Source organism: Helicobacter cetorum MIT 99-5656, from assembly GCF_000259275.1.
In the GTDB taxonomy this organism is placed as follows: domain Bacteria; phylum Campylobacterota; class Campylobacteria; order Campylobacterales; family Helicobacteraceae; genus Helicobacter; species Helicobacter cetorum.
On record NC_017735.1, the window covers coordinates 1,702,648 to 1,715,093 of the forward strand.

11 protein-coding genes and 1 pseudogene are annotated in these 12,446 nt (G+C 36.5%); 5 read left to right on the plus strand and 7 right to left on the minus strand.

Annotation, left to right across the window (positions count from 1 at the left end):
* Positions 1-4: 4 nt before the first annotated feature.
* Both dapE and mnmG read right to left on the minus strand, forming a co-directional pair.
* Positions 5-1,135: a succinyl-diaminopimelate desuccinylase gene (dapE, locus tag HCD_RS08035; protein ID WP_014660061.1), complete on the minus strand. Its 1,131-nt coding sequence runs from the start codon at positions 1,133-1,135 to the stop codon at positions 5-7.
* Between the two features lie 9 nt (positions 1,136-1,144).
* Positions 1,145-3,010, minus strand: coding sequence for a tRNA uridine-5-carboxymethylaminomethyl(34) synthesis enzyme MnmG (gene mnmG / locus HCD_RS08040; RefSeq protein WP_014660062.1), 1,866 nt, complete (start codon positions 3,008-3,010; stop codon positions 1,145-1,147).
* 119 nt (positions 3,011-3,129) lie between these two features.
* Here mnmG and HCD_RS08045 point away from each other — a divergent pair, with 119 nt between their 5' ends.
* The 5 genes and pseudogenes from HCD_RS08045 to HCD_RS08065 all read left to right on the plus strand — a co-directional run bounded on the left by HCD_RS08045 (position 3,130) and on the right by HCD_RS08065 (position 9,291).
* Positions 3,130-4,767, plus strand: coding sequence for a DASS family sodium-coupled anion symporter (locus HCD_RS08045; protein ID WP_014660063.1), 1,638 nt, complete (start codon positions 3,130-3,132; stop codon positions 4,765-4,767).
* 15 nt (positions 4,768-4,782) lie between these two features.
* Entirely contained in the window at positions 4,783-5,583 is an 801-nt protein-coding gene (locus HCD_RS08050) for a phosphatidate cytidylyltransferase (protein ID WP_014660064.1), read from the plus strand.
* A complete protein-coding gene (gene dxr / locus HCD_RS08055) occupies positions 5,584-6,675 on the plus strand; it encodes a 1-deoxy-D-xylulose-5-phosphate reductoisomerase (RefSeq protein ID WP_014660065.1) in 1,092 nt (363 codons plus the stop codon).
* Between the two features lie 158 nt (positions 6,676-6,833).
* Positions 6,834-7,556, plus strand: a complete 723-nt coding sequence (locus HCD_RS08060) for an SPOR domain-containing protein (protein WP_411269459.1) — start codon at positions 6,834-6,836, stop codon at positions 7,554-7,556.
* 513 nt (positions 7,557-8,069) lie between these two features.
* Positions 8,070-9,291: pseudogene (locus HCD_RS08065) on the plus strand (IS256 family transposase).
* Between the two features lie 82 nt (positions 9,292-9,373).
* Here HCD_RS08065 and HCD_RS08070 read toward each other — a convergent pair.
* The 5 genes from HCD_RS08070 to tnpA all read right to left on the minus strand — a co-directional run bounded on the left by HCD_RS08070 (position 9,374) and on the right by tnpA (position 12,442).
* Positions 9,374-9,826 (minus strand): hypothetical protein, encoded by a 453-nt coding sequence (locus HCD_RS08070; RefSeq protein ID WP_014660067.1) that lies wholly within the window; start codon positions 9,824-9,826, stop codon positions 9,374-9,376.
* Entirely contained in the window at positions 9,823-10,605 is a 783-nt protein-coding gene (locus HCD_RS08075) for a hypothetical protein (RefSeq protein ID WP_014658751.1), read from the minus strand. The genes HCD_RS08070 and HCD_RS08075 overlap by 4 nt, the downstream gene beginning before the upstream one ends.
* A complete protein-coding gene (locus tag HCD_RS08080; protein WP_014660068.1) occupies positions 10,606-11,538 on the minus strand; it encodes a hypothetical protein in 933 nt (310 codons plus the stop codon). It abuts the gene before it with no gap.
* The gene (locus HCD_RS09385; protein ID WP_158308565.1) at positions 11,522-11,674 is read right to left on the minus strand and encodes a hypothetical protein; all 153 of its coding nucleotides are present in this window, start codon (positions 11,672-11,674) and stop codon (positions 11,522-11,524) included. The genes HCD_RS08080 and HCD_RS09385 overlap by 17 nt, the downstream gene beginning before the upstream one ends.
* A gap of 351 nt (positions 11,675-12,025) precedes the next feature.
* Positions 12,026-12,442 carry an IS200/IS605 family transposase gene (tnpA, locus tag HCD_RS08085; protein WP_014658764.1) on the minus strand — a complete coding sequence of 139 codons (417 nt, stop codon included), beginning with the start codon at positions 12,440-12,442 and terminating at the stop codon, positions 12,026-12,028.
* Positions 12,443-12,446: the final 4 nt, after the last annotated feature.

Consider the following 12,446-nt stretch of genomic DNA (forward strand, 5'->3'; position numbering starts at 1 on the left):
CGCTTTATGAAAGTGTGTTTAAAACCCCCAAAAACACCTTTTCTAAAAGTTCTAATTCTTTTAAGCTCACTCTCTCATCAATGGCATGGATTCTATCATTGATGACACCAAATTCCACCACTTCTATGCCATAAGCACTAAAAAATCGCGCATCGCTTGTGCCGCCCTTAGTGTTTAGGCTTGGAGTAATGTTGCATATTTTTAAAATATTTTCTTTTAACACACTAATAAGCTTTGAATGAGAAGAAGTGATGAAAGGCAAAGAGCTTTGTTCTAATTCTAAAGAATAAGACAAATCTTTTAAAACCTTTTCTAAATACTCTTTTAAGCTCTCTTTGGTGGTTTTTAAAGAATGGCGCGCATTAAATAAAATCTCCACACTTGCTGGAGTTACATTATTAGCTCCTAATCCTGCATGCAAGTTAGTGATGACAAGTTTTGAAGGGGCAAAATTCTCATCGCCGTTATCTAAATCTACACCCGAAATTAAAGGTAAGACAGAAGCAAGAGAGTCAATGGGATTTTTGCATTTTTCAGGATAGGCCGCATGCCCTTGAATGCCCTTTAAAATCAGCTTGCCATTAATGGAACCCCTTCTGCCAATTTTAACACTATCGCCTAAGATTTTCTCGCAAGTGGGTTCAGCCACAATGACCATATTAGGTAACAAATCTTTTTCTTTTAGTTGCTCTAGCATAAGTTTAGTGCCAAAAATCCCTGGTCCTTCTTCATCGCTAGTGAGTAAAATGGATAGCATAAAAGGGGTTTTAGGGTTAAATTTCAAGCTCGCACCTAAAAACGCCCCAACACCCCCTTTCATATCTTGTGCTCCACGCCCGTATAAAAAATCTTCTTTAATCGTGGGTGTGAAAGGCTCGCTTTGCCAATTATTTCCAGCTGGCACAACATCAATATGACCCGCAAAGCAAAAATGTAAGGGTTTAATTCCGGCTTTTAAGTCTTCTTTTTGGGGGTTAAAAACTTGGTATAAAAAGAGATTTTTCACGCCATCTTTTTCACACTCTAGGACTTTAAAAGTAGGAAAAAGAGATTTGATGTATTCAAAAATGCCACATTCTTTAGGTGTGATACTAGGGTAGCTGATGAGCTTTTGAGTGATTTCTAAAGCGTTCATTAAAGTCCTTTAAGAGTTTTTTCTCAAATGAATGTATAAATGCAAGACATCTAAATTAGCAGGAGTAATCCCACTAATTTCTGAAGCTTCAAAAAGACTTTTAGGGCGAAATTTTTCTAACTTTTCTATAGCTTCTAAACTAAGCCCAGGAATGCCTTGAAACACAAAATCTTTAGGAATAGAGACTTTGAGCATGCTATCCATTTTAGCGATGTTTTCGTGTTGCTTTTCAATATAAATATTATATTTGCATTCAATTTTAATTTGCTCTAAGACCCGCTCATTTAGAGGGGACAGAAAATCAAAAAACGCACGCATTTTTTCCAAACTAAAACTATCACGCCCTAATAGGCTAATGCCATTAATTTTGTCATTGATAGGATTTTCATCTAGTTCATTTAAGCGTTTTAAAATTTCTTTATTAGGGGTGAAAACGCATTCTTTAAGGTGTTTTAGATTTTCTTGTATCTCTTGCTTATCCTTAATCAATTCATTATAGAAAACTTCAGGCATAAGCCCTAAGTTATAGGCGTATTCGCCTAGTCTAAAGAGCGTGTTATCTTCTCTTAAAAGCAAGCGATATTCTGCTCTACTAGTAAACATTCTATAAGGCTCATTCGTGCCTTTAGTAACTAAATCATCAATTAGCACACCAATATATGCCTCACTTCGCTTTAAAATAAAAGGGGCTTGATGTTTGAGAGCTAATACGGCGTTAATCCCTGCCATAAGCCCTTGAGCGGCAGCCTCTTCATAGCCGGTAGTCCCATTGATTTGTCCAGCTAAGTATAAGCCCTTAATTTTTTTGGTTTCTAAAGTGTGGGTTAATTCTGTAGGTTGGACAAAATCATATTCTATCGCATAGCCATAGCGAGTGATAAGGGCATTTTCTAAACCTTTGATAGAATGAATGACTTTTTCTTGCACATCTAGAGGTAAAGAAGTGCTTAAGCCATTCACATAGTATTCGCTTTTGTTAATAGTTTGGGGTTCTAAAAACAGCTGGTGGCGTTCTTTTTCGCTAAAGCGATTGACTTTATCTTCAATGCTAGGGCAATACCTTGGGCCTACGCCTTCAATTTGACCGGTAAATAGGGGGGCTCTGTGAAAATTGTCTCTAATAAGCTTATGGGTAGTGGGATTAGTGTAAGTGATAAAGCAAGAGAGTTGGGTGGGGTTAAAATCTGTGGTTTTATAGCTAAAAAAAGGGGGGTTCTCATCTCCAAAATGCTCTTCTAAGCCTTCAAAATTAATGCTATTTCCAGCCACTCTAGGGCAAGTGCCGGTTTTTAATCTATCTACTTTAAAGCCAAGCTCTCTTAAATTTAAAGCGAGTGAGTTAGAGGCGTTTTCTCCAAAGCGTCCGTTTTCATTTTTATGTTCGCCAATATGTACCACCCCTTTTAAAAAAGTGCCTGTAGTGATAATCACTTTTTTAGCTTTGTAGGTATTACCGATGTTGGTTGTTACGCCTATGACTTCATCGTTTTCAATGATTAAGCTCTCAGTCATTTCTTGAGACACGCTCAAATTTTCAGTATTTAAGATTAGATTTCTTGCAAAAATGCGGTAAGTATCCATATCAATTTGTGCTCTAGTTCCCCTAACCGCTGGGCCTTTAGAAGCGTTTAACACACGATATTGTAAGCCACTATTATCGGTAATTATCCCCATAGCCCCCCCTAAAACATCTACTTCTTTAGTTAAATGCCCTTTACCTAAGCCCCCAATGGCAGGATTACAGCTCGCTAGACCTATACTATCTATAAGCATGGTGATTAAATGCGTTTTAGCTCCCATTTTTGCCGCAATTAGGCTTGCTTCAATGCCGGCATGTCCCCCACCAACCACTAAAATATCACTTTCTTTTATCACTTTTTTTCCTATTTTGATATTATTTCTTCCAGACGCTCGACCACTAAGAGAAGCGAGTAAGCGAATTTGAGAAAGTTTTATTGTAGCATGTAGGGTAGTAATTTTAAAGGGTAAACAAGATGGAAAATAACTCGTATACAGATGATAAAAGCACAAAAATAGTGCGTGTTGTTGGTTTAATAGGAGGGGTGCTTTTAGCACTCATTGTCTATTACGCTCTACACGCACAAATGCCCTATGCAATAGAGCAAATCCCCAAACTCAGCTCTTTAAATTCTGCGGCCATGCCTATTGTGGCATCAGTATCTATTTTAATGGGTGTGTGGTGGATGACCGAAGCTATTGACTTACCCGCAACCGCCCTTTTGCCCCTAGTGCTCTTTAGTGTTTTTGGTGTGGATAAATTTGCTAGTGTTAGTGCGTCTTATGCATCGCCGATTATCTTTTTGTTTATGGGGGGCTTTATTTTAGCACTAGGTATGCAAAAATGGAATTTACACACTCGCATAGCCCTAAGCATTATCTTACTCGTAGGCACAAGCCCTAGAAGATTGATTTTAGGTTTTATGATAGCCACAGGCTTTCTATCCATGTGGGTGAGTAATACCGCAACGGCTGTAATGATGCTTCCGGTGGGATTGAGTGTTTTGCACCTAGTGGCAAAATTAGTTGGCACAGAGAATAAAGAAAAAACCAAAAGATTGCAAGAAGAAATTACCAAAGCCCATGGGGGCATAATGAGTCATATTGTGCATAAGGGTAAGGATATTACGCATGCCATTCAAGAAAAAAGCGCCATTTATCGCACGAATTTCAGTATTTGTTTAATGCTTGGTATTGCGTATTCAGCTTCTATCGGTTCTTTAGGCACTCTTATTGGCACTCCGCCTAATGCTTTACTAGCGGGCTATATGAAAACCGCTTTTAACATTGAAATTGGTTTTTCTCAGTGGATGGTGTTTGGAGTGCCATTAGCCTTTATCATGTTACTTTTGGCGTGGCTCTTACTCACTTATGTGATTTTTCCTTTGAAGATTAAAGAAATTCCAGGTGGCAAAGAAGTGGTGAGAGCCGAGTTGCATAAACTAGGGCGTTTGAGTCAGGCTGAAATCTTAGTAGGCATTATTTTCATCTTGGCTTCCTTGGGGTGGATTTTTCTAGGCACGCTTTTAAAAAATTATGGCATTAAAGTAGATAAAATTGACTCCGTGATTGCTATGGGGGTTTCTGTTCTTTTGTTTATTTTACCAGCGAATAATAAGGGTGAAAGACTCATTGATTGGGACACAACCAAAAAACTTCCTTGGGATGTGTTGCTCTTATTTGGTGGGGGACTTGCACTAAGCGCTCAATTTTCTAAAACCGGATTGAGTTTGTGGATTGGGCATCTTGTCTCTAGCTTTTCACATTTGCCGATTCTACTCATCATTGTCGTGGTTACTTTAATGGTGATTTTTTTAACTGAAATCACTTCTAATACCGCCACAGCCGCCGCATTTTTACCTGTGATTGGGGGAGTTGCAATGGGCATGGGCTATGAAGGTCAATCAAGTTTATTATTTACTATTCCTGTGGCTTTGAGTGCGACTTGTGCGTTCATGCTTCCTGTAGCCACTCCACCTAATGCGATAGCTTATGGCTCTGGGTATGTTAAAATAGCGGATATGATTAAGGCGGGTTTATGGCTGAACTTAGTGGGCGTAGTATTGATTAGTGCGTTTTGTTACATGCTGACAGGTTTGGTGTTTGGAAGTTAATTGTAGGAAATAGTAGTGAAAGAAAAATTATTGAAAGAAAAGTCTCGCTACATTACAGGATTGATTTTAATCGCTGTAGCGAGTTTGATTTTATATGCGGATAATTTGTTATTGTTTTGGGTTGTTTTAGGGGGAGTGTATTTGATAGGTTTTTCTGAAGCGCTCAAACTATTTCAGGTTAAAACAAGCCTTACGCCTTATTTAATCCTTATAGCATCTTGGGTTTTAGCGTATTTTAATGGGCGGCCTATGGAGTGTGGTTTGCTTGGTGCGATGGTTATGGCTAGTATTATAGCCTATCAAAAAGCCCCTAGTAGCAAGGTTATTTTGCCCTTTTTATACCCAGGTGTGGGGTTTTTTGCTCTTTTTGGGATTTATAAAGACTTTGGCACTGTTGCGATTATTTGGCTTTTAGTAGTGGTAGTTATCAGTGATGTGGGGGCGTTTTTTGGGGGGAAGCTTTTGGGGAAGACCCCTTTTACGCCCACTTCACCTAACAAGACTTTAGAAGGGGCATTTATTGGCGTGGCTTTAGCGAGTGTAGTAGGGGCGTTTGTGGGGATGGGAAAATTGAGTGGGGGCTTTTTTATGGCGCTTTTCTTTAGCTTTTTAATCTCTCTTTTTGCGGTGTTTGGAGATTTGTATGAGAGCTATTTAAAAAGACAAGCTAAAGTGAAAGATAGCGGTAAGATTTTACCTGGTCATGGGGGCATATTAGACAGATTAGATGCGATGTTGTTTGGGGCTTTGAGCTTGCATGTGTTGTTGTATTTTTTAGGGATTTGGAAAGAAATAGCCGTGTTTTTAGGAGATTAAATGGTTGTTCTAGGAAGCACTGGCTCTATCGGAAAAAACGCCCTAAAAATCGCAACAAAATTCAACATAGAAATAGAAGCACTAAGTTGTGGGAGAAATATCGCTCTTTTAAATGAACAAATCAAGATTTTTAAGCCTAAGAAAGTCGCCATCTTAGATTCTAAAGATTTAAGCCACTTAGAACCTTTGAATGCCAAAGTGTTTGTAGGGCTAGGTGGCATTGATGAGATGATAGAAGAGTGCTCTTCTAGCTTGGTAATAAATGCTATTGTAGGTGTGGCAGGATTAAAAGCGAGTTTTAAAAGCTTGCAGACTCATAAAAGACTAGCCCTAGCGAATAAAGAAAGCTTAGTGAGTGCAGGGCATTTACTAGATGTTAGTAAAATCACGCCCATTGATAGCGAGCATTTTGGCTTGTGGGCGTTGTTGCAAAACAAAGTTTTAAAGCCCAAATCCTTAATCATTACCGCTAGTGGGGGGGCTTTTAGAGACACTCCATTAGAACTCATTCCTACTCAAAGCGTAGAGAACGCTCTTAAGCACCCTAATTGGAGCATGGGGGCAAAAATCACGATTGATTCAGCAAGCATGGTCAATAAGCTTTTTGAAATCTTAGAAACCTATTGGCTTTTTGGGGCTTCTTTAAAAATTGATGCTGTAATTGAGAGAAGTTCTATCGTGCATGCCTTGGTGGAATGTGAAGATAATTCTGTGATTTCGCATTTAGCAAGCACGGATATGAAACTGCCTATTAGCTATGCAATCAACCCAAAACTAGCCTATTTGAACGCCTCTATTAAGCCCTTAGATTTATGCACTTTAAGTGCTATTAAATTTGAGCCTATCCATACAGAGCGTTACGCTTTATGGCGTTATAAGGATTTGTTGCTAGAAAACCCAAAGCTTGGTGTGGTGCTTAATGCGAGCAATGAAAAAGCGATAGAAAGGTTTTTGAATAAAGAAATTGCATTTGGAAGTCTTATTAAAATCATCTCTCAAGCCCTAGAAATGTATGCTAAAAAGTCTCTCAAACTCTCTAGCTTAGAAGAAGTGCTAGAGTTAGATAAAGAAGTGAGAGGGCGTTTAAGTTAGCCATTTGTTTATTTAGCTTGACAATACTTTGAATAATGTTTAGGACAAGTATAATTCAAGCGATTATTGTGGTAGTATTTGGTGTTTTTTAATTTATCATGGGCAATAGTAAATTAAACCAATACGAGCTTGATTTGGGGAAGTTTAAAATGCGAAAAATGGTGTTATTTATCTCTCTCTCTCTCTCTTTAAATGCGTTTGGCTTAGATTGCAAAAAGTCAGCCAATAATCCTAAATGTGTTCAAAATGCCCCTAAAACCCCTGTTACATCAACGCTTAAAGAAACCCATGAAGGCATTATAGAAATACTAGACAGCATGGGGAAAAGCACTCAATATGAGCCTTTAAAAATCAAAGAAATCCTTAAACGAAGTGAGCAAGAGTGGCTAGATATCGTCAATCAAGAGTGCGTGGCATTAAACATGCTTGTAAGCCCTAAGACTTCTATTGAAAATAGTCCGGTTTATAAGAGTTGTTATGAAGCTTACGCTAAGCAAAGAATCCATGATTTAAACGATTTTTACCAAGAGAGCAAGAAAGTAAAGAAAAAAATCAAGCAAGTCAATGAGCGTGAAGCCCGCTTGAATCTATCCAAAAAATCTAAGAAAGAATTTCTTGCAGATGCAACAAATCTCAAAGAAACACCTAGAATGGATAGCGTAATGGCTAAGGGATATTATTTGCAAGTAGGGGCTTTTTCAAACGCACCTAACAAGGATTTTTTACAAGCACTCAAAGCATTTTCTTATCAAGTAGAAACAAAAGATGCTTTGACACGCTATTTCATTGGCCCTTATAAAACCCAAGAAGAAGCCCTACAACAGCTCAGTAATGTGGCTAAAAACTTCAATAATAAACCCCTATTAGTAGAAAGACACTGATTCTCATCAAGCTTTTTTAAAATCTCAAGCCTTTTTGACTTTGTTTTTTAAAACAATCGCTCAAATATTTTGACACTCATTTTTAAAAACTGATGGCTCTAACCCCCTTAAACGGGTCGTTTTAAATACAAAACTAAAAATAAGCTATCTCTAACTATCAGATTTTAAAGAACCTTTATGCACCAAATTTATCTGTGCCACATTTCGTATTTGCTATTTTGATATTTTTCAATCAGTAGAGCAAACATATTGTGGTATTTTAAAATTTCTTCTTTATTCTCTTTAAAATAATAAGTTGCCTTATCTTTAATGACTTCTTTTTCTTTTAAAGTCTCTGTAGTTTTTAGGACTAGATTTTTAAGTCTAAAGAAAGTTTTAAAAATTTCTCTAAGGGATAAAGAGAGTTGGGTTGAATGTGTGAATATTTTTCTTTTCTAGTAATGGGGGTAGCCCATAAAAGGGGTCCATTAAAAACTCTGTGTCAATCCACTAAAATAACAAAAAGGATTGATTATGACAGAACAAGAACAAAATTTTGATTTTAATAACGCAGTGCAACAAATTTTAGCAGGTAAAAAAATTAGTGGTAAAGATGGTGTTTTAGCTCCATTAGTTAAACAACTTATAGAAGCAGCACTAAAAGTTGCAATAAAAACCCATATTGCACTAAGGTTTTTAGGGGGCAATAAAAATCGTAAGAATGGTAAATCTTCTAAGACTATTAAAAGCACCGATGGGGCTTTCATTTTAAATACTAAGAAGAGATAGAGCAGGAACTTTTGAACCCCAAATTGTAAGAAAAAATCAAACTAGTATCTCTAATGAAATAGAAAGATTGGATACTCTCTATGTATGGCTTAGGATTGAACTATAAGGATATTGTAAAACATATTTGAAGAAATTTATAGGATAGAGTTAAGTATAGCCACTATGAGTGCCATTACAGATAAAATCATAGACAAGCTAAGAGAATGTCCAAATTAGACTCCTTAAAGCTATCTATCCTTTTGTGTGATTTAGATGCAATCCACTATAAGATTAAAGAAGATGGTAGGTATGTTACTAAGGCGGTTTATACCATTCTAGCACTAGATTTAGAGGGTAAAAAAGAAGTTTTAGGATTATATTTAAGTGAAAGTAAAGGAGGCTAATTTTTGGCTTAGTGTTTTAAGCGATTTAAGAAATAGAGGGTTAGAGGATATTCTTATAGCCTCAGTTGATGGTTTAAAAGGATTTCCTGAAGCTATCAATAGTATTTTTCCTAAAACAGAAGTTCAGCTTTGTATAGTCCATCAAATTAGAAATTCTATTAAATTTGTGGGGAGCAAGTATCAAAAGGAATTTCTAAAAGATTTAAAGCTAGTCTATCAAGCCTCTACTAAAGAGATAGCTGAAAGTGAGCTTATTAGACTTAATGAAAAATGGGGTAGTAAGTATCTCTTAGTGCTTAAATCTTGGCAAAATAAATGGGATAATCTCTCTTTATTTTTTAAGTATCCCCCTGCTTAGAAAGATTATCTATACGACTAATATTATTGAGCTAGTCCATAGACAATTTGAAAAAATTAACTAAAACTATAAGGGGGTTTCCCTAATGAAAATTCTTTATTAAAATTACTTTATATGGGTATTTTAAACGCTACTTCTAAATAGGGTATGCCTATTTCATAATTCTAGTCTAACCTTATCTCAATTAGCTATTTTCTTTGAGAATAGATTAAAGAGAAGTATTTAGAGATTCAAAAGGTTATAAATATGTTACTTGACACAGAATTTGGAATGGTCTCGTTTAATGGGAGCGACTACGCTCTCATGACTTAGACAACTGGCGATGTAGTTTTTAACTCGGCTTTTACATTGTTTTGTGCTTGCGCTAAAACGCCTTCAAATTCATTGATTTTATTTTGTAACTCTTGCACGCCTTGTGTGGCGTTTTGTTGTTGTGTTTGGTTAAAGCTTTCAAAATAGCTTTTATATTCATTAAAAGCATTTTGTAGCTGCTTAAAGGTATCTAATACCCACTGCTGTTTAGCCTTAAAATTTTCATTATTTAGGTGTATCTCTTTATCAAAATTAAATGCAATGTCTATGGTGGTTAAGATTCTATTCATTCCATCAAGGCTTAAATAGACTTGTTCTTTCCAGTCTGTGGAATTATTTAAGGCTTTTTTCATTCTCTCTAATAGGGGGTCAATGGTGTTGTCTAAAACTTCCTTATTAGTCAAATCTTGGGGGCTTAATTCAATAGTTGGGGGGTTAATGATATTCATTGTTTTTGCCTTAACTTGTCTTGTATAACGCTTATTGTGATAGATTTTGATACATTCGCTTGGCCTATGCTTGCTTTGAAGGTTATTGTATGCTGTCCTGCTATGTTGCTACTAAACAAAAAGGAGTTACCGCTTGCTAGTAATTCATTATTCGCATTATAAAAGCCTTCAGTCGCATTGTTTAAAGTAGAAAAGCCCCAGATTTCTGTGGGTTCATTCACTAGCACTTCTAATTCATTACTGAATAACTGAATGCTCTCTTTATCCCCTAATGCGTTTAATTTGTCTAGTTCATTACTAAGCTTATTAAGAATTGTATTAAGCTCGTTTTCTTCTGCTGTGCCGTTGTATTGTATGCCATTATTATTCACGCTTGAGTGGGTGTATTCTATGCCGATTTGATTGATAGTTTCAACTACATTAGCGAAATTATTCGCCCCCACGCTTCCTGCTACTTGTAACAAGCTTACATAAGCGTTGGCTCTGTTTATAGCGGCGTTGTCTTTGAGAGATTTAAGCATGCTTTGACATTGTATCAATGCGTTTAATGTTTGGGCTTTTTGGCTTTGTAGTTGCATTTGCATGCTTAAAAACTCTAATTCCATTCTAGCCTTGGCTTGCTCTTTTGCAAATTTGTTTTGGCTCTCTTGTAAAGCGATTTGTTCGCCTTGAATAGCGGCCTGTAAGCAAATCGTATTTAATTCCTTGTTATTGAAGTTTTGCGTTTGTAAAGCTTCTTTGAAGGTTAAAAAGTTTCTTATAAATCTTGTTGTATTCATTTAGTTGCCTTTCATGTAGTTAGAGTATGCGTTGTTATAAGTATTTTCTAGCTCTTTGGTGTTATAGTTGCCTTTCATGTAGTTAGAGTATGCGTTGTTATAAGTATTTTCTAGCTCTTTGGTGTTATAGTTGCCTTCATTCTTGTTTAGCATTTCTACAATTTTAAGGGCTGCGTAGTTTTTAGCTTGAAACTCTTTTGGGTTAATACCATTTAGCGCTAATAGCCTTGTATCGGCGTTTTTATTTTTATCCACTAGGGCTTGTAATAATTGGGCGGTTTTGCTTCCTAACTCTTTTTGCCCCCTAAACCATAAGGCGATGCTATCCTTTGCATCTCTTTTGTCATACTCGCTGGGCGGTTTTCCGCCTGCGTTAGACTTTGCGACTAATGCAACCATATTATTTTCGCTTTGTTGTAGCTTAGAGTTGCCATGCGTCATGCCTAATAAGCCGTAGCTAATCTTATTTAAAAATTTGTTAGCTCCGTATAATAACCCCGCTTGATTGTCTGCGGTCTTTAAAAATCTAATCGCACCATCGATGCTATCTGCGTTGGCGTTAATGGCTTCAATAGGCTTAGAGGGGTTCTTTAGGGTCATGTCGTTTTTTAGGTTTAAATTGCCGTTTAGTGTAACATTTAAATCTATTCCTAAATACTTCTTAGCCACTAAATAATCTAATGCGTCGAGCTTATTTTGTGCGATTTTTTGGTCTAGCCTTGCGATTCCTGTTTTAGGTAGGGTGGCATCGTTTGTGGGTGCTTGGTTTTGATTGTTTAGAATATTTAAAGGCTTTGTTAATGGCTCTTGTGTATTTAGACTATTTAGGGGGGCATCGTTTGTGGCTTGTGGCTCTTTTATGGTGTCTTTTAATGGCTCTTGGGTTGCTTGTCTTAATGGCTCTTGTGTATTTAGACTATTTAGGGGGGGCATCGTTTGTGGCTTGTGGCTCTTTTATGGTGCTATTATTTAATGCGTCTGTGCTATCTATTAAATAATTGCTTAAGTCCCCTTGTGTGCCGTTGATTATGCTTTTAATCTCGTTTAATTGCTTTTGTCTTTCTTCCATGTTAATTCCTTTCAAAAAAAGTTAAAAGATATTGATTAAGTATTTTCTTTCTGTCCTTGATTTTCATTTAAAAGGCTTTTGTTTTTTAACATTTTTAATCCTTTGGGTTAAGTTTTATGTTGTTTTTTTTGTGCTATAATAACACTACAAGCAAATAACATCATAACTTGGTTATGGTTTGGGTATCTGTCTTTTGTATAGATTGCGTTATTGCTTGTCATGTAATATTTTTAAGCTTTCTTTATCCCAACAAAGCGAAAAACTCCGTCCTTTAGGGCGGAGATGTAAGCGTCAATAGCCGTTAGGCTATTTTTTAGTGTCATTTAACCTAAAAACAAAAGGTTAGCAAATCTAATGTGGTGTTTCTTGCTCTTGGATATATTGCTTAATGATTTCTAAAGGAGCACCCCCACAGCTTCCAGCAAAATAACTAGGCGACCATAAATGATTGCCCCACAAAGTAGCTTTAACATTTTTAAAATTTTGTTGTCTAACCAAACGACTACTAACACCCTTTAAAGAATTAACTAACCTACTAACACTAACTTTTGGTGGATAATTGATAAGTAAATGCACATGGTCGCTTTCCCCATCAAATTCTACTAACTCGCTTTCAAAGTCTTTGCATACCTTAGCAAATACAGAACCTAAAAAGTCTATAACTTCTTTGTTGAATGCTTTACGCCTATATTTAGTTACAAATACTAAATGCACATGCATTAAAAAAACACAATGTCTGCCATGTCTAATATTATCAATTTGTTTCATAGAC